This is a genomic window from Escherichia sp. AM3 (assembly GCF_032029835.1).
Taxonomy (GTDB): domain Bacteria; phylum Pseudomonadota; class Gammaproteobacteria; order Enterobacterales; family Enterobacteriaceae; genus Escherichia; species Escherichia coli.
Genome location: NZ_JAVUPQ010000075.1, coordinates 1 through 17,866, shown reverse-complemented (window position 1 = coordinate 17,866; position 17,866 = coordinate 1). Strand labels below are relative to the sequence as shown.

17 protein-coding genes and 5 pseudogenes are annotated in these 17,866 nt (G+C 49.5%); 20 read left to right on the top strand and 2 right to left on the bottom strand.

What is annotated here, in order from left to right:
- Window positions 1–133 precede the first annotated feature (133 nt).
- Window positions 134–400, bottom strand: coding sequence for a hypothetical protein (locus tag RTW80_RS19870; protein WP_000840364.1), 267 nt, complete (start codon window positions 398–400; stop codon window positions 134–136).
- Between the two features lie 140 nt (window positions 401–540).
- Between RTW80_RS19870 and RTW80_RS19865 the strand changes: the two genes are divergently transcribed.
- Window positions 541–747 carry a helix-turn-helix transcriptional regulator gene (locus RTW80_RS19865; RefSeq protein ID WP_000235221.1) on the top strand — a complete coding sequence of 69 codons (207 nt, stop codon included), beginning with the start codon at window positions 541–543 and terminating at the stop codon, window positions 745–747.
- A 94-nt stretch (window positions 748–841) separates the two neighbouring features.
- Window positions 842–1,444, top strand: coding sequence for a hypothetical protein (locus RTW80_RS19860; RefSeq protein ID WP_000813456.1), 603 nt, complete (start codon window positions 842–844; stop codon window positions 1,442–1,444).
- Here RTW80_RS19860 and RTW80_RS19855 read toward each other — a convergent pair.
- Window positions 1,350–1,546, bottom strand: a pseudogene (locus RTW80_RS19855) (hypothetical protein). The gene RTW80_RS19860 and the pseudogene RTW80_RS19855 overlap by 95 nt on opposite strands.
- Window positions 1,547–2,643: 1,097 nt before the next feature.
- Here RTW80_RS19855 and RTW80_RS19850 point away from each other — a divergent pair.
- The 18 genes and pseudogenes from RTW80_RS19850 to RTW80_RS19765 all read left to right on the top strand — a co-directional run.
- Window positions 2,644–3,561 (top strand): hypothetical protein, encoded by a 918-nt coding sequence (locus RTW80_RS19850; protein WP_021553065.1) that lies wholly within the window; start codon window positions 2,644–2,646, stop codon window positions 3,559–3,561.
- Between the two features lie 84 nt (window positions 3,562–3,645).
- On the top strand, window positions 3,646–4,518 hold the full coding sequence (locus RTW80_RS19845; protein WP_001407301.1) for a GTPase family protein: 873 nt from the start codon (window positions 3,646–3,648) through the stop codon (window positions 4,516–4,518).
- Window positions 4,519–4,890: 372 nt separating this feature from the next.
- Complete coding sequence (locus RTW80_RS19840) at window positions 4,891–7,737, top strand: Ag43/Cah family autotransporter adhesin (protein WP_312719938.1); 2,847 nt, start codon at window positions 4,891–4,893, stop codon at window positions 7,735–7,737.
- A gap of 70 nt (window positions 7,738–7,807) precedes the next feature.
- Window positions 7,808–8,003 (top strand): annotated as a pseudogene (locus RTW80_RS19835) (DUF905 family protein).
- Window positions 8,004–8,120: 117 nt separating this feature from the next.
- On the top strand, window positions 8,121–8,939 hold the full coding sequence (locus tag RTW80_RS19830; protein WP_001234652.1) for a DUF932 domain-containing protein: 819 nt from the start codon (window positions 8,121–8,123) through the stop codon (window positions 8,937–8,939).
- Between the two features lie 341 nt (window positions 8,940–9,280).
- Window positions 9,281–9,754, top strand: a complete 474-nt coding sequence (locus RTW80_RS19825) for an antirestriction protein (protein WP_025693543.1) — start codon at window positions 9,281–9,283, stop codon at window positions 9,752–9,754.
- Window positions 9,755–9,769: 15 nt separating this feature from the next.
- Window positions 9,770–10,246 carry a RadC family protein gene (locus RTW80_RS19820; RefSeq protein ID WP_001186774.1) on the top strand — a complete coding sequence of 159 codons (477 nt, stop codon included), beginning with the start codon at window positions 9,770–9,772 and terminating at the stop codon, window positions 10,244–10,246.
- A 62-nt stretch (window positions 10,247–10,308) separates the two neighbouring features.
- The gene (locus tag RTW80_RS19815; protein WP_000692345.1) at window positions 10,309–10,530 is read left to right on the top strand and encodes a DUF987 domain-containing protein; all 222 of its coding nucleotides are present in this window, start codon (window positions 10,309–10,311) and stop codon (window positions 10,528–10,530) included.
- 162 nt (window positions 10,531–10,692) lie between these two features.
- A complete protein-coding gene (locus RTW80_RS19810; RefSeq protein ID WP_001295723.1) occupies window positions 10,693–11,061 on the top strand; it encodes a type IV toxin-antitoxin system YeeU family antitoxin in 369 nt (122 codons plus the stop codon).
- 89 nt (window positions 11,062–11,150) lie between these two features.
- Window positions 11,151–11,528, top strand: a complete 378-nt coding sequence (locus RTW80_RS19805; protein WP_000854759.1) for a TA system toxin CbtA family protein — start codon at window positions 11,151–11,153, stop codon at window positions 11,526–11,528.
- Window positions 11,525–12,013 carry a DUF5983 family protein gene (locus RTW80_RS19800; RefSeq protein ID WP_000761690.1) on the top strand — a complete coding sequence of 163 codons (489 nt, stop codon included), beginning with the start codon at window positions 11,525–11,527 and terminating at the stop codon, window positions 12,011–12,013. Before RTW80_RS19805 ends, RTW80_RS19800 begins: the two co-directional genes overlap by 4 nt.
- 16 nt (window positions 12,014–12,029) lie before the next feature.
- Window positions 12,030–12,206, top strand: coding sequence for a hypothetical protein (locus RTW80_RS19795; RefSeq protein WP_312719923.1), 177 nt, complete (start codon window positions 12,030–12,032; stop codon window positions 12,204–12,206).
- Between the two features lie 105 nt (window positions 12,207–12,311).
- Window positions 12,312–12,461: pseudogene (locus tag RTW80_RS19790) on the top strand (hypothetical protein); the annotation flags it as partial.
- Window positions 12,452–12,565: pseudogene (locus RTW80_RS19785) on the top strand (transcriptional regulator); the annotation flags it as partial. The pseudogenes RTW80_RS19790 and RTW80_RS19785, both read left to right, overlap by 10 nt.
- 262 nt (window positions 12,566–12,827) lie before the next feature.
- Window positions 12,828–13,133, top strand: a pseudogene (locus RTW80_RS31540) (helix-turn-helix domain-containing protein); the annotation flags it as partial.
- A 464-nt stretch (window positions 13,134–13,597) separates the two neighbouring features.
- Complete coding sequence (gene istA / locus RTW80_RS19775) at window positions 13,598–15,139, top strand: IS21-like element ISEc12 family transposase (RefSeq protein WP_001298859.1); 1,542 nt, start codon at window positions 13,598–13,600, stop codon at window positions 15,137–15,139.
- Window positions 15,140–15,153: 14 nt separating this feature from the next.
- On the top strand, window positions 15,154–15,900 hold the full coding sequence (gene istB, locus RTW80_RS19770) for an IS21-like element ISEc12 family helper ATPase IstB (protein WP_001016257.1): 747 nt from the start codon (window positions 15,154–15,156) through the stop codon (window positions 15,898–15,900).
- A 413-nt stretch (window positions 15,901–16,313) separates the two neighbouring features.
- The coding region (locus RTW80_RS19765) for an Alw26I/Eco31I/Esp3I family type II restriction adenine-specific DNA-methyltransferase (RefSeq protein ID WP_312719921.1) at window positions 16,314–17,866 on the top strand (1,553 nt) is incomplete at its 3' end.

The following is a 17,866-nucleotide window of genomic DNA, read 5'->3' as shown; positions in this document are numbered from 1 at the left end:
GTCTTATACAGGAATGGGCACAGGGGGAGCTGGCGTGTCACTGCTGATTTTACGCATCAGCGTTCATGTATCTGCACTCTGATACATGAACGATTCACAGCGCTCTGTTACCGGAGAGATTTACTCTCTTAGCTTACTCTGGCAAATCCTTTACGTTACTCTCTGATGACTTCTTATATTTATAATACCAATCAGACAGCCTTATCCCATCGGTGATATCAGTCTCCTCCTCGCCAGGAACGGGCTGACTCACTGTAACCACCTCCGAAAACAACTCTGCAATTATCAGAACGCCTGCTTCTCTCCCTGTCCTCACGAAAACTATCCCCTCTTTATCGCGCGTGCGTGCGGAAGCATCTTTTCGCAACAACCACCCGGTATACCGGTACGGCTCAGCCACCGCAACCTCCCCGTTTATCTCCTGGCGGTCACATTCCCGATTATTTTTTACGTTTCTCCCCGGTTGTTATGCCGGTGAAGGTGGCGCGCTGTTTTCATGACCACACCGGCTGGTTTAACAACATCCGGAGGAACATTCTCATGGCTACCCCAGTTTCACTGATGGATGACCAGATGGTCGACATGGCATTTATCACTCAACTGACCGGCCTGACAGATAAGTGGTTTTACAGGCTCATCAGGGATGGGGCCTTTCCGGCTCCCATCAAGCTGGGCCGCAGCTCCCGCTGGCTGAAAAGTGAAGTGGAAGCCTGGCTACAGGCGCGTATTGCACAGCCCCGCCCGTAATTTCTGACCGTTATCCGTTCACCCGCAGCAGACGTAATCCCCGGCCTGCCGGCGGCATTCTGCTGCCTGTTATATCCCCGTGAGGAATATGAAAATGAAACAACAGTATCAGACCCGCTACGAATGGCTCCACGAAAGCTACCAGAAATGGCTGACCGGCTTCACCCGGCACGCCGTATCCTGGGGCGTGTGTCATCCGAATATCTACTACTTCCATAATCTGACGCCCGGTTGGGTGTCATTCAATGGTGAAAAACCGGAGATTGCCATCGTACCCCAGAGCCTGCACCGGCTGATTTATGGCCCTGACAAACGGGCCACGCCGCCCCTGGATGATGATCTGATAGTGAATTTATGCACCAGTGAACATCTGCTGGTTCATCATCCGATGCTGGAAGGCATTCTCCTGTCTGAATGTGAACGTCTGAGGCAGCGTTCTCTGGCAAATAAACTGATCAGCCTCTTCCGTCAGTTTGGTGGCACGGAGTTGCGCCTCAAACTGGTCTGGCTTTGCTGGCTTGATTTAATGACCGGAAACAGCCTTGAAGACTGGAAAGAGAACCTGAAACGGAAATCAGAAAAAGAGCTGGAGGAATGGATCATCAACCGTCAGAGGCAGAGCGCAGCACTGACGGATCTGATGGATCAGTACGTGCTCCTGGCATACCGCACAACGGTTGACGATAGCCGCAACTGATGCCGGTTGCTTCCGGAAGGTGTGACAAAATACGGAAATGATGATGCTCCCGGCCCCCATGCTCACCTGCAGAGCGTGTTCGTCGTCATCATACTGAGCCATGACGGGCGTCTTAAGGGCATCCTGTCATTGCTGAGCAGGCAACACCACCAGAGGAGCCACGGACAGGGATGTTCTTTACAGCCCGATGCACGCCAGGTTCTCAGCAGACTGAATGTGCAGGTGCGGTTATTCACCAGAAATGGCATGCTGCGGTACATACCCATCCTGGTGACAATATGTACGTGGCGACAGCGATCCCGGCACTGTGGAAGAGACTCACTCAGCCTGCAGGATATTCTTTCCGGCATCCGGGAATGTCCGCCTGAATGCAAACAGGATGATATTTGAATCCGTAATACTGTTCTTTCATCATAAATAATTTATGCAGATACAGTTAACCGTTACAGTAGCCGGTTTGTTTTACCGGGAAATAATATCCGTCAGACTGATACCGGAACATATCTGAAACACGTTATGATTTTTTGTTATCAGAAATGTTGTATATTCTTATCCGTGGCGACAGTTTAATGCCCTCTGGTATCACCTGATAATGTATATCCTGCGATGATTCGTTATATTTACGGGACACGCCTCTTTTCATTGTGCTCCTTTTCAGACTTCATTTTCCGTAAGTGTTCCCCGGCATAAAGGAGGTACCTTTCTGGCGTTTATAACTCTCTTTATCGGTGACGCCGGTAATACAGGGAATACCACACCGACAAACGAGGTATTAACAGACGATATTTCAGTGTCCATAATTTTTCTGTCCGGTTAAATAACGTCAGTCTGCTGCCCTCTGACTGTAATCATCAAAGCCGGAATGCATACCGGGTTACAACGTAAAAAAAGTGATGCTGGCCCCCGGTGCAGCTGGCGGGCGAAACATGTTTACCTTTCAATACCCCCTGTCTGCAGTCTCCACTCTTCCATCCTCTTAAGCTACGTCGGCCACATGAGTGCACTTCCATGATAACAGGTATTCCTGTCAGCATAACGAAGCCGGTTACCTTCCCTTCCTCCTGCATTTCCTGTCAGAATGACTATACAGCGCGCAGATTGCCTTTTTATTGACCATCTTAATATACCGTTATAAACTTCTTTTTATCATATTATTATCACCTTATTATGTTTAATTTTTAAGCAGCCGGAGAAAGAGGATGGTTCAGAAAATTTTGTCGGATAAGGTTATGAATGAAAGAACAAATGCGTATTACTCTTATTATCTTGGAGAGCGTAATATCTCCGTACTGCCCCTTAATGTTTATGATCCCCCGGAACGTTTTATCGCTTACATAAAAAAAAACAGAGAAAATCTGAACATCACACTTTCAGATTTTGAACTTGAACAAATCATTTCTGGTATGCGTCTGAAGGCACTGGCCTCCCTGGTGCCCCTGGAAAAAATATCCTGGATCGCGGGCAGTGAACGCGCATGCTTATTTTCCTGGTATCTGTTGATGCAGTTTATCCAGAATAACAGGACAAAAATAAGCGCAGACTTGCTTCAAAAGAATAAACTGTATCTTAAAGAAGAGTATTTAGAAGGGAATGCCTTCCCGTCGGACTCATCGACACAGTTCAGACAAATACTCAGAGTTCTCGATATTCTTTCTGATAAGAATTTGCGGGATGAGTGGATAATCCAGACCAAAGACAGATGGATACGGGCATTTAAATCAAAGAGTCCTTTCAGTTACCTCCTCCCGGAGAACGAACATGAATGCATATGGACATGGAATTATTTGAAGGGAAAAAATATTGCACTGGAAAAACTGGCCAGTTTTCCTGGTTCTGCTGATATTTACCACGCAATTCACCTTTCATTTGACATATGGGTTACCTGTCCACTCACCTCACCTGACGATATAAAAAATTTCAGAAACAGTTTCAATAAGGCCAAGGCGCAGCGCAAGTACAAAAAAATGCAGGAAGATAAAGTCAATGTACAGTTTTTTCTTGACGCAGAAACCAGGGCGCAGCTCAAAGAATTATCGAGGGTCAGAAGACTCAGTACCGGCGAAATGCTGCATGACCTGATTGTTGAAGAGTATAAAAGGTACCGACATTCCAGATAATTTCAGACATATATTATCTCCGTGAGTCCCCCGCCACCTTTCCGGTGTGCGGGGGTTTTGTCTTTTTTCACCGGGAATACATGTATGAATCCGTCTGATGCCATTGAGGCAATTGAAAAACCGCTCTCCTCCCTGCCTTACTCACTTTCCCGTCACATCCTGGAACATCTGCGCAAACTCACCAGTCACGAACCCGTGATTGGCATTATGGGTAAAAGCGGGGCCGGTAAATCCTCACTCTGTAATGCACTGTTTCAGGGGGAGGTCACCCCGGTCAGTGATGTTCACGCCGGCACCCGGGAAGTGCGGCGCTTCCGTCTGAGTGGCCACGGTCACAGCATGATTATCACTGACCTGCCCGGGGTGGGCGAGAGCCGGGACAGGGATGCAGAGTATGAAGCCCTGTACCGTGACATTCTGCCTGAACTTGACCTGGTACTGTGGCTGATTAAAGCCGATGACCGTGCCCTGTCTGTGGATGAGTATTTCTGGCGACACATACTGCACCGGGGACATCAGCAGGTGCTGTTTGTGGTGACGCAGGCCGACAAAACGGAGCCCTGCCATGAATGGGATATGGCCGGCATTCAGCCTTCTCCCGCACAGGCACAGAACATTCGTGAGAAAACAGATGCGGTATTCCGGCTGTTCCGGCCCGTACATCCGGTTGTGGCCGTATCGGCCTGCACCGGCTGGGAACTGGATACGCTGGTCAGTGCGCTCATGACAGCGCTTCCCGACCATGCCGCCAGTCCCCTGATGACCCGCCTGCAGGACGAGCTGCGCACGGAATCTGTCCGGTCTCAGGCCCGTGAACAGTTTACCGGTGCGGTGGACCGGATATTTGACACGGCGGAGAGCGTCTGTATTGCCTCTGTTGCACGCACGGTTCTGCGTGCCGTCCGTGACTCGGTGGTCTCTGTTGCCCGCGCTGTATGGAACTGGATTTTCTTCTGAACAGTCTGCCAGGGGAAATGCCTGATTACATTGCGTTAACCAACTGAAAACATGACACAAACACCTCATGCTCCTCCTGTTTCTCTTGCGTGACCGCCTTGTAATCAATAGAATAAAACGATCGATAAAACAGGTATCGATCGTTACTATCGATCGTTTATAGTGGTTAATGGTCTGCGAAAAGGCAGCTGAATCTCTTCATCATGCAGAACGGAATTGCACACAACGGACTGATACTTCTCTGGCGGATGAGAGAGGGGAAGCATTTATGCCCGGGAAAAACCACTTTATCTGACCATGCTGTTTTGTACCTGCCGGTATCCACATTTGTGGGTACCGGCTTTTTTATTCACCCTCTGTAAGGAAAAGCTGATGAAACGACATCTGAACACCAGCTACAGGCTGGTATGGAATCACATTACGGGCACCCTGGTGGTGGCTTCCGAACTGGCGCGCTCACGGGGAAAACGCACCGGTGTGGCGGTTGCGCTGTCTCTTGCTGCTGTCACGTCAGTCCCGGTACTGGCTGCTGACACGGTCGTACAGGCGGGAGAAACCGTGAGCGGCGGAACACTGACAAATCATGACAACCAGATTGTCTTCGGTACGGCCAACGGAATGACCATCAGTACCGGTCTGGAGTATGGGCCGGATAACGAGGCCAATACCGGCGGACAATGGATACAAAATGGCGGTATCGCCAACAACACTACTGTCACCGGTGGTGGTCTTCAGAGAGTGAATGCCGGAGGAAGCGTTTCAGACACGGTTATCAGTGCCGGAGGCGGACAGAGCCTTCAGGGGCAGGCAGTGAACACCACTCTGAACGGCGGTGAGCAGTGGGTACATGAAGGCGGGATTGCAACGGGTACCGTCATTAATGAGAAGGGCTGGCAGGCCGTCAAATCCGGCGCAATGGCAACCGACACGGTTGTGAATACCGGCGCGGAAGGGGGACCGGATGCAGAAAATGGTGATACCGGGCAGTTTGTTCGCGGAAATGCCGTACGTACCACTATCAATGAAAATGGTCGTCAGATTGTGGCTGCTGAAGGAACAGCAAATACCACTGTGGTTTATGCCGGCGGCGACCAGACGGTACACGGGCATGCGCTGGATACCACACTGAATGGCGGTTACCAGTATGTGCACAACGGAGGCACAGCCTCTGACACGGTTGTAAACAGTGACGGCTGGCAGATTGTCAAGGAAGGTGGTCTGGCGGATTTCACCACCGTTAACCAGAAAGGCAAACTGCAGGTGAACGCCGGTGGTACAGCCACGAATGTCACCCTGAAGCAGGGAGGCGCACTGGTCACCAGTACGGCGGCAACCGTCACCGGCAGCAACCGTCTGGGCAATTTCACTGTGGAAAACGGTAATGCTGACGGTGTTGTTCTGGAGTCCGGTGGTCGCCTGGATGTACTGGAGGGCCATTCAGCCTGGAAAACACGGGTGGATGACGGCGGAACCCTGGCAGTGTCTGCCGGTGGTAAGGCAACAGATGTCACCATGACATCCGGTAGTGCCCTGATTGCAGACAGTGGTGCCACTGTTGAGGGGACCAATGCCAGCGGTAAGTTCAGTATTGATGGCACATCCGGTCAGGCCAGCGGACTGCTGCTGGAAAATGGCGGCAGCTTTACGGTTAATGCCGGAGGACTGGCCAGCAACACCACTGTCGGACATCGTGGAACACTGACGCTGGCTGCCGGGGGAAGTCTGAGTGGCAGAACACAGCTCAGTAAAGGTGCCAGCATGGTACTGAATGGCGATGTGGTCAGTACCGGCGATATTGTTAACGCAGGGGAGATTCGCTTTGATAATCAGACGACACCGGATGCCGCGCTGAGCCGTGCTGTTGCAAAAGGCGACTCCCCGGTAACGTTCCATAAACTGACCACCAGTAACCTCACCGGTCAGGGTGGCACTATCAATATGCGTGTTCGCCTTGATGGCAGCAATACCTCTGACCAGCTGGTGATTAATGGTGGTCAGGCAACCGGCAAAACCTGGCTTGCGTTTACAAATGTCGGAAACAGTAACCTCGGGGTGGCAACCACCGGACAGGGTATCCGGGTTGTGGATGCACAGAATGGCGCCACCACAGAAGAAGGTGCGTTTGCCCTGAGTCGCCCGCTTCAGGCCGGCGCCTTTAACTACACCCTGAACCGTGACAGCGATGAAGACTGGTACCTGCGCAGTGAAAATGCTTATCGTGCTGAAGTCCCCCTGTATACATCCATGCTGACACAGGCAATGGACTATGACCGGATTCTGGCAGGCTCCCGCAGCCATCAGACCGGTGTAAACGGTGAAAATAACAGCGTCCGTCTCAGCATTCAGGGCGGTCATCTCGGTCACGATAACAACGGCGGTATTGCCCGTGGAGCCACGCCGGAAAGCAGCGGCAGCTATGGCTTCGTCCGTCTGGAGGGTGACCTGCTCAGAACAGAGGTTGCCGGTATGTCTCTGACGACAGGGGTGCATGGTGCCGCAGGCCATTCTTCCGTTGATGTTAAGGATGATGACGGTTCCCGCGCCGGCACGGTCCGGGATGATGCCGGCAGCCTGGGCGGATACCTGAATCTGACACACACGTCCTCCGGCCTGTGGGCTGACATTGTGGCACAGGGAACCCGCCACAGCATGAAAGCGTCATCGGACAATAACGACTTCCGCGCCCGGGGCTGGGGCTGGCTGGGCTCACTGGAAACCGGTCTGCCCTTCAGTATCACTGACAACCTGATGCTGGAGCCACAACTGCAGTATACCTGGCAGGGACTTTCCCTGGATGACGGCCAGGATAACGCCGGTTATGTGAAGTTCGGGCATGGCAGTGCACAACATGTGCGTGCCGGTTTCCGTCTGGGCAGCCACAACGATATGAGCTTTGGTGAAGGCACCTCATCCCGTGACACCCTGCGCGACAGTGCAAAACACCGTGTGCGTGAACTGCCGGTGAACTGGTGGGTACAGCCTTCTGTTATCCGCACCTTCAGTTCCCGGGGTGACATGAGCATGGGGACAGCCGCCGCCGGCAGTAACATGACGTTCTCACCGTCCCGGAATGGCACGTCACTGGACCTGCAGGCCGGACTGGAAGCCCGTGTCCGGGAAAATATCACCCTGGGCGTTCAGGCCGGTTATGCCCACAGTGTCAGCGGCAGCAGCGCTGAAGGTTATAACGGTCAGGCCACGCTGAATGTGACTTTCTGATAATCAGGTCACTCTCCTTCAGGCCCCGGTCATCATGACCGGGGCTTTTTACTTTCAGGGAGCAACAGATATGCCGGGTTGTACATCACGTTTATTGCCCGAAGGCCCTTTCTCACGCGAACAGGCTGTTGCCGTCAAAACAGCTTACCGCAATGTGTTTACTGAAGATGACCAGGGAACATATTCCCGGCTGGTTATCCGTAATGCTGAAGGTCAGTTGCGCTGGTGATGCCGGAACACAGCTTAATACTCAGCTCGCCAGTTAAGGGCTTCTCAGACAATAAACGTCATTCATTTCACCCATCAGGCCGCGTCTTCTCCGGGAGACGTGGCTTTTTCATTTATTACACCAGTAAATCTTAACCACCGATAAGGAGCAAATTATGCGACTAGCCAGTCGTTTTGGTTATGCGAACCAGATACGCCGTGACCGTCCGCTGACACACGAAGAACTGATGCACTATGTTCCCAGTATTTTCGGTGAAGACCGGCATACTTCCCGCAGTAAACGATATGCGTACATTCCCACCATCACCGTACTGGAAAGCCTGCAGCAGGAAGGTTTTCAGCCATTCTTCGCCTGCCAGACCCGCGTGCGCGACCCGGGCCGCCGGGGATACACAAAACACATGCTGCGTCTGCGGCGGGCCGGAGAGATAAACGGAGAACATGTCCCTGAAATTATTCTGCTCAACTCTCATGACGGTACCTCCAGCTACCAGATGCTGCCGGGTTACTTCAGATTCGTCTGCCAGAATGGCTGCGTCTGCGGTCAGTCTCTGGGGGAAGTGCGTGTTCCACACCGGGGAAATGTGGTGGAGAAAGTTATCGAAGGGGCTTACGAAGTGGTGGGGGTTTTTGACCGGATTGAGGAAAAGCGTGATGCCATGCAGTCGCTGGTCCTGCCGCCACCGGCACGCCAGGCGCTGGCACAGGCGGCACTGACTTACCGTTATGGTGACGAACATCAGCCAGTCACCACCGCTGACATTCTGACGCCACGACGCCGGGAGGATTACGGTAAGGACCTGTGGAGTACTTATCAGACCATCCAGGAGAATATGCTGAAAGGCGGGATTTCCGGCCGCAGTGCAAAAGGAAAACGTATCCACACCCGTGCCATTCACAACATCGACACCGATATTAAGCTCAACCGCGCATTGTGGGTAATGGCAGAAACGCTGCTGGAGAGCCTGCGCTGATGCAGCATGTCCCTGAAGGCGTGATTCAGGCACCAGAATCACCCGACGCCCCGGAGGCGCTGCCGGGGTGTCGTTCCATTTCTGATGATGACCTGTGCGCCTGGTGTACCCGTCTGCTTTACCGTCCCGGAGAAATCAGTCTGTGCAGACTGAGTATACAGGCAATGGCATCTGGCCATCCGTCTGTGACCGGAACGGTTACGCGTACGGCTGTCCGGAATTTCAGCCGAATATCATTCATCCCTGATATTACCGGGTCATCACGGTCAGTGATGAACGTGATGTTGCCAGGTCCCGACCTTTACTCCCTCTCATTTATTCACATTACAAGGATTTCATACATGAAAACATTGTCTCAGAACACCACCTCTTCGGCCTGTGCACCGGAGACTGACCTGCAACAACTGGTTGCCACCCTCGTCCCTGATGAACAGCGCATCAGCTTCTGGCCGCAGCACTTTTGCCTCATTCCACAGTGGGTGACCCTGGAGCCCCGTGTCTTCGGCTGGATGGACCGTCTGTGCGAAGACTACTGCGGTGGTATCTGGAATCTGTACACCCTGAACAACGGCGGGGCATTTATGGCACCCGAACCGGATGACGATGATGACGAAACATGGGTACTGTTCAATGCCATGAACGGTAACCGCGCTGAAATGAGTCCGGAAGCTGCCGGCATTGCTGCCTGTCTGATGACGTACAGTCATCATGCCTGTCGTACGGAGTGTTATGCCATGACGGTCCATTATTACCGGCTGCGGGATTACGCCCTGCAGCATCCGGAATGCAGCGCCATTATGCGCATCATCGACTGAATGGAGAGAAGTACAATGCAACAGCTTTCCTTTCTGCCCGGAGAGATGACGCCCGGCGAGCGCAGCCTCATTCAACGGGCCCTGAAAACCCTGGACCGCCATCTTCATGAACCCGGCGTGGCCTTCACCTCCACCCGTGCGGCACGAGAATGGCTGATTCTGAACATGGCGGGACTGGAGCGTGAAGAGTTCCGGGTACTGTATCTGAACAACCAGAATCAGCTGATTGCCGGTGAAACCCTCTTCACCGGCACCATCAACCGCACGGAAGTCCATCCCCGGGAAGTGATTAAACGCGCCCTGTATCACAATGCCGCTGCTGTGGTGCTGGCACACAATCACCCGTCCGGTGAAGTCACACCCAGCAAGGCAGACCGCCTTATCACGGAACGTCTGGTACAGGCACTGGGCCTGGTGGATATCCGGGTGCCGGACCATCTGATAGTCGGTGGCAGCCAGGTTTTCTCCTTTGCCGAACATGGTCTGCTTTAACCCGTCACAACCACATCACACCTGTTTTCACTTTTATCTTCTGTCTTCAGAGGTATCCCACTATGAAAATCATCACCCGTGGCGAAGCCATGCGTATTCACCGTCAGCATCCGGCATCCCGTCTTTTTCCGTTCTGTACCGGCAAATACCGCTGGCACGGCAGTGCTGAAGCGTATACCGGTCGTGAAGTGCAGGATATTCCCGGTGTGCTGGCCGTGTTTGCAGAACGCCGTAAGGACAGTTTTGGTCCGTATGTCCGGCTGATGAGCGTCACCCTGAACTGATGTTCCGTCACCCGGAAAACGAGTACGACTGGCTGAGCTCAGACGCCGCTGTGGATGAGGTCCTGCTCATCAACGAATACACCTTTACCGAAGCCGGTCTGCGCGCCGGCTGACCCGTCATCGTTAAACTATCATTCACCGATTTTCTGTGAGGATTTTATCGTGTCAGACACACTTTCCGGGACAACGCATCCCGATGACAATGACGACCATCCCTGGTGGGGACTACCCTGCACAGTGACGCCCTGTTTCGGCGCCCGTCTGGTGCAGGAGGGTAACCGGTTGCATTACCTTGCCGACCGTGCCGGTATCAGAGGCCGGTTCAGAGATGCGGATGCGTACCCTCTGGACCAGGCCTTTCCGCTGCTGATGAAACAACTGAAATTAATGCTCACCAGTGGTGAACTGAATCCCCGCCATCAGCATACCGTGACACTGTATGCGAAGGGGCTGACCTGTGAAGCCGACACCCTCGGCTCCTGTGGTTACGTTTATCTGGCTGTTTATCCGACACCTGAAACGAAAAAGTAAACCACCGGAATAACCTTCTGCTCCGGCCTGGTGTTTTCACCACGCCACTGTCCCATTTTTTATCTCTGCATATCAGGAAAATCTTCAGTATGAAAACATTACCCGACACGCATGTACGGGAGGTATCGTGCTGCCCGTCTCCCGTCACCATCTGGCAGACACTGCTCACCCGACTGCTGGACCAGCACTACGGCCTTACGCTGAATGACACACCGTTCGCTGATGAACGTGTGATTGAGCAGCATATTGAGGCAGGCATTTCACTGTGTGATGCAGTGAACTTTCTCGTGGAAAAATACGCACTGGTACGTACCGACCTGCCGGGATTCAGCGCCTGTACCCACTCTCAGTTAATAAACAGCATCGATATCCTCCGGGCTCGCCGGGCAACAGGCCTGATGATCCGCGACAATTACAGAACGGTAAATAACATTACCCTGGGGAAGCATCCGGAGGCGAAACGATGAAACTGGCCCTGACGCTGGAAGCCGACAGCGTTAACGTGCAGGCGCTGAACATGGGGCGCATTGTCGTTGACATTGATGGTGTTAATCTCGCTGAACTGATTAACATGGTCTGCGATAACGGCTACTCCCTTCGTGTTGTTGATGAATCTGACCGGACCTCAGCAGACTGCACGCCACCATTTGTTGCCCTTACCGGCATACGCTGCAGTACCGCACATATCACGGAAACGGACAACGCCTGGCTGTACTCGCTGTCACACCAGACCAGTGACTTCGGTGAATCAGAATGGATTCATTTTACCGGTACCGGTTATCTGTTACGTACCGATACGTGGTCATACCCGGTTCTGCGGCTTAAGCGCCTGGGGCTGTCAAAAACGTTCCGTCGTCTGGTCGTCACACTCATCCGGTGTTATGGTGTCAGTCTCATTCATCTGGATGCCAGTGCCGGATATCTGCCGGGTTTACCCACTTTCGACTGGTAATCCGGAAATTCACAACATGACATCAGTAACCACGGAAACAGCGCTGGATATTCTGATTACGTGGCTGCAGGACAATATCGACTGCGAATCGGGAATTATCTTCGACAACGATGAGGATAAAACAGATTCGGCAGCACTGTTGCCCTGTATCGCACAGGCCAGGGAGGGTATCCGTACCCTGCGCCAACAGTAACTTTTGTACCAGAACCAGTGAAGATCACTCACCCGATTTCACTTCCCTGACGTCAGCCTGAACACGGCTGGCATTTTCATTTATAAACAGAAAGGAAAAATGATGATGTCAGATACCACACTCTCCCGCCCGGAGGTGGTCAGCGGGCATACGGACGTTATCTATTCCACCTCAGTCTGCCACATTCTGGCTGTACGAAAGAGTACACTGTTGCCAATCGACACAATTATCCGGCATCAAGTAAGCGATATCAGTTAACCGATATAGATGGGGAAGATGCTTTTATCCGGATTGGTTCTATCGCGATGGTGCGAGTACCACTTGATGCAATGGAGCCTGTCGAGGAAGATGACGAGTAACAGAGCTCGGTATCTCAATCAGGACCTGATTGTCCTGGTTCGATGCCGAAAACCAGTGATTTTTCGTGTTGGTATCTGTGTTGGTATAGGATGGTGTTGTTTATTATTAACAATTTTAAATCATGAGGTTAAATCGCATGTTTGAGTCCGGCCTTCGCACCATACCGTATGCAAATCGAGTCGCTCAAGGGCGACTTTTTTTGTGTCGGTGACCCGTCCTGAATAGCTATGACACGTTCCTGACTTAAACCCGGAGAACGTGATGATGTCTGGGTTCAAACGCACTCAACGTGATTATCCTCTATCCTTTAAAATAGCCGTTGTTGAGAAGGTTGAAAAAGGCGAGATGACTTATAAACAGGCCGGCTGCAGTTATGGCATTCAGGGGCGCTCCACCGTTCTTGTCTGGTTGCGTAAATATGGCCGGCTTGACTGGAGCCCCGGACTTCCTGACCAGGTAAAGAGGAGACTGCCTGTGGCTCTGGCGACTGTCCCGCTGACACCCGAGCAAAGAATCAGGGAACTTGAAGAACAGCTTGAGCAGGCGAGCCAGAAAACTGAGTTTTTTAATTATTTATCAATAACCTGTTCAATGACTAATGGTTATAACTGCCACCAGAATGCGCAGGCTGAGTGGATAAACGGAATCCTGAAAATGAGTTTTTACTCTCGCGTCCTGCAGAGCTGACGTAGGGCCGGTAAATGGTAAAAGAATTCGTGGCAATTTATAACCATGAGCGGTCACATTTGGCATTGAAATACAAAACGCCCGATGAAGTTCATCAACCGTTTTACGGACAGAAAACTGTCAACTTATATCAGGAACAGTTAAAGCCAGGTGCGTATTTTCATGAAAGGAGATCACTCAATAACTTCCATCGAGATCGGGTAATAACATTTGAACAGATCGCTGAATAACATCGATGGAGATCACTTTTGACTCATTTTGTTATTCAGTGATCTCCATCAATGTTATTGGAACTTCACAGGTGTGTTGATCTGTATCTTTTGCCATTCCGGTAAAGGATACCTATGCCAACAGTTCCAATTTCTATGAGAAAACTTAAAGAAATTCTTAGGCTTAAATACGGTGTTGGACTCAGCCATCGACAAATTGGTCGTAGTCTTGCAATCTCCCCTTCCGTTGTATCCAGATATGCTAATCGGGCGGCTCAACTTGGCATAAAGCAGTGGCCCTTACCTACAGGATGGGATGATACAAAACTAAAACATGCGTTCCTTCAGACCCAGGTTAAGATGAAGAAGCACTCTCTGCCTGACTGGGCTACAGTACACCGGGAACTGCGTAATAAATGCGTGACGCTGCAGCTACTCTGGGAAGAATACTGTGAGCGTAATCCAGGCGGTTTTTACAGCTATAACCATTACTGCCGGATGTACCGTGAATGGCTCAAAACCACTTCACCATCAATGCGTCAGGTACATAAAGCTGGCGAAAAACTTTTCGTTGATTACTGTGGACCTACCGTTGGCGTTACCGACCCTGAGACCGGAGAAATAAGAACTGCTCAGGTCATCGTAGCTGTTCTCGGGGCATCAAGTTACACATGGGCAGAGGCCACCTGGTCTCAGCAGCTTGAAGACTGGGTGATGAGTCATGTTCGCTGCTTCCAGTGGTTGGGTGGCGTTCCTGAACTTGTTGTTCCGGACAATCTGAAAAGCGCCACATCCAGGGCATGTAAGTATGATCCTGACGTTAACCCTACCTACCAGCAGATGCTTGAGCATTATAATGTCGCAGTTTTGCCTGCGCGGCCACGTAAACCGAAAGATAAAGCCAAAGCTGAAGTTGGCGTTCAGGTTGTTGAACGCTGGATCATGGCCCGAATCAGGCATGAGATCTTCTACAGCCTTGCATCGCTTAATCAGCGCATTCGGGAGTTGCTGGAAAGACTGAATAACAAAATAATGCAGAAGTTGGGTTATTCACGTGCAGAACTCTTCATCCAGCTTGATAAACCCGCACTGAAGCCTCTTCCTGAAGCCAGTTACAGTTACACCCTGGTGAAGAAAGTCAGAGTTCATGCCGATTACCACGTGGAAATCGACAAACATTACTACTCGGTTCCATGTTCGCTGTTAGGCCAGCAACTGGAAGCATGGATCTCCGGAGAACTGGTAAGACTCTTCAATCAGGGGCAGGAGGTTGCTGTGCACCCGCGCAAGCGTACTTATGGCTACAGTACCCGCAACGAGCACATGCCTGAAGCTCATCGACAGCATGCCACCTGGACGCCAGAGCGTCTTCTGGAATGGGCGGGGCACATAGGCAGTGAAACTCATAGTTATGTGCTTCATATACTGAACTCTCGTCCACATCCGGAACAAAGCTATCGCTTCTGCCTTGGACTCCTGAACCTTCATAAAAAATACAGTAAAGCCAGACTTAATGCAGCATGTGCAAGAGCTCTGAAAACAAAGGTATGGCGTCTGTCAGGTATTAAATCGATCCTGGAAAAAGGTCTGGATAAACAACCTGTTCAGGATCCAAAACCAGATCTGTTATCCACGATGGAACACGAAAACGTACGCGGCAGTGAGTATTACCACTGATACGGGATCCAATGATGAATCATCTTTACGAACAACTGACCGCACTTAAACTCACCGGCTTCCGTGATGCGCTTAAAAAGCAACTTGCTCAACCGGGCACATACCAGGAGCTGGGCTTCGAAGAACGCCTGTCATTACTGACAGCAGAAGAACTAACCTGCCGTGAAAACAGGAAGGCAGAGCGTCTGATCAAACATGCACGGTTCAGACTTAATGCTGAGTTATCAAAGCTGGATTATCGTAACAATAGAGGGCTGGACAGGGCCCTCATCCGTTCACTCAGTCAGGGAAACTGGTTAACCCTGAAACAAAATATTTTACTGACCGGGGCCACCGGCAGCGGTAAAACGTTCCTGGCATGTGCACTTGGTCATAATGCCTGCCGACAGGGATACAAGGTCTACTATTATCGCCTTAAAGCGCTGATGGAACAGTGCTATCAGGGGCATGCTGATGGAAGATACAGCAAACTTTTGACCAGGCTGAATAATAGCGATCTGCTGCTTCTGGATGACTGGGGGCTGGAACCTCTCTCATCAGAACAGCGTAGCGACCTGCTGGAAATAGTGGATCTGATGTACCAACGAGGCTCAATCATCGTAGTGAGCCAGTTGCCGGTGGAAAACTGGTACAAAATGATCGGAGACTCCACACATGCGGATGCCATCCTAGATCGACTGGTTCATGGCAGTATCAAGATCGAACTTAAAGGAGAATCAATGCGGAAAATACAATCTCCGTTGACCGAAGGAGATCAGTGAAGGTAATTTAAAAACGGTTCTGTGAAAGTGACACGAACCGATCTCCATCGATGTTACTCACCGATCTCCTTCACGGTAATACGCACCAGGCATGTGGATGAGCGTAGATTATGTTGCAGTTGCGGAAGGGGTTCTTAAGGGGTATCGAGATAACGGGTTAAGCTATTTATTGATATGGTAAGTAACCATAGTATTAAAATTGATATCGATATTTAAAGTGATTATAAAGCAAGTTATTCTTTATGGAATAAATGATAACTGTTTCTTTCGGAGCAGGATAAAATTAATTTAAATTTTTATAGCGATGCTCACTCTAGGGGAAATCTTTAATGACTGTTTTTATGTACAGTTATTGTTGAGTGTTCACAAGTTAAATGATATAATCCATATTATTAATGGAAGAGATATTTTACATGAAACATATCCATTTAATTAATTCACTGTCCTTGGACGAGACAACAAAATTCACTAAAAAAGCGACAGGTAAATACTATACAGATCCAAAAATAGCTCTTTTGATGATAGAGAAGTTATTACCATTGATAAATTCCTGTGATAAAAAAAGTTATAATGTCGCAGATCCATTTTCAGGGGATGGTCGACTTATTACATTGCTTATTAAACAATGGATGATAAATGGTTTTCCAGATGTAGAGTGGAATGTTTATCTGTTCGATATAGAAAATACAGGCCTCACTTATGCTAAAAATGCGTTGTCTGAACTTAAGTTAGCAGGTGCAAATATTAACATTACTATAAAAAATAGTGATGTTTTTTATGAATTTAAAAAATATGTTGATTATTTTGATTGTGTTATAACCAATCCGCCTTGGGAGAATATAAAACCAGATTCTAGAGAGCTCGATTTTTTTGAACCATCTATGAAATCGATGTATATAGACTCTCTTCGTGAGTTTGATGATTATTTGTCAAGAGTATTGCCATATTCTCAGCCGAAGCGTAAATTTGCTGGGTGGGGGACTAATCTTTCACGTGTTGGTGCAGAACTTAGCTTAGAAATATGTAATAAAAATGGATTGGTAGCTATAGTTATGCCTGCATCTTTTTTCGCAGATGAACAATCGTACATATTACGTGAAAAGTTTTTTAATTCAGGGAGGATTGATTGCATAAATTATTATCCAGCTGAGGCTAAATTATTCGGCGGTGCTGATGTTTCTTCATGTTCTTTTATTTTTAATAAAGGTGAATCCCTTAATGATAATATTCAACTTAGTGTGTATGATAAAAACTTAAATATTAAATCACTAGGTTTTTTTGATTTGTCTAGTATAGATTCTCAATATCTTAGCATTCCGGTATCTCAAGGTGTTCATGCCGTTCATTTGTTAAGAAAGCTGCAAGAGGGATACCCAACATGGGGTAGTCTGGAAAAAAATGGAGAGATATGGGCAGGAAGAGAAATAGATGAAACTGGTAGTAGTGACTGGACACAAAAAAGTGGCGGCGGATTATTATTCATTAAAGGAAAAATGATTGGGAGGTATAATTTTCATAATGAGAAGAGCTTAAGAATAACGAAAAAAATTGATAAGGTTCTATCCAATTCTAATTTCGTAAGGATTGCATGGCGTGACATTTCACGCCCGAGTCAAAAAAGGCGAATGATTGCAACGATAATACCTCCTAACTCTTTGGCAGGGAATTCATTAGGGGTGGTCTATTATAAAAGTGGTTCGCAAGATTCGCTCTTTAGTTTGCTTGGTATTATAAACTCCCTTTGTTTTGAATTTCAATTAAGAAGCTTTTTAGCTACTGGTCATGTATCATTGTCAGCCTTACGAAAAACTGCAATACCGTCTGAAAAAATATTATTACAACATTCTGAATTAAAACAACTTGTGATTTCTTGCATAGAGGGATGTTGTGATGCTGAGTTGAAAATTGAGGCTTATGTTGCCAAAAATATTTACAAATTGGATTTGAATGAATTTAATAAGCTTCT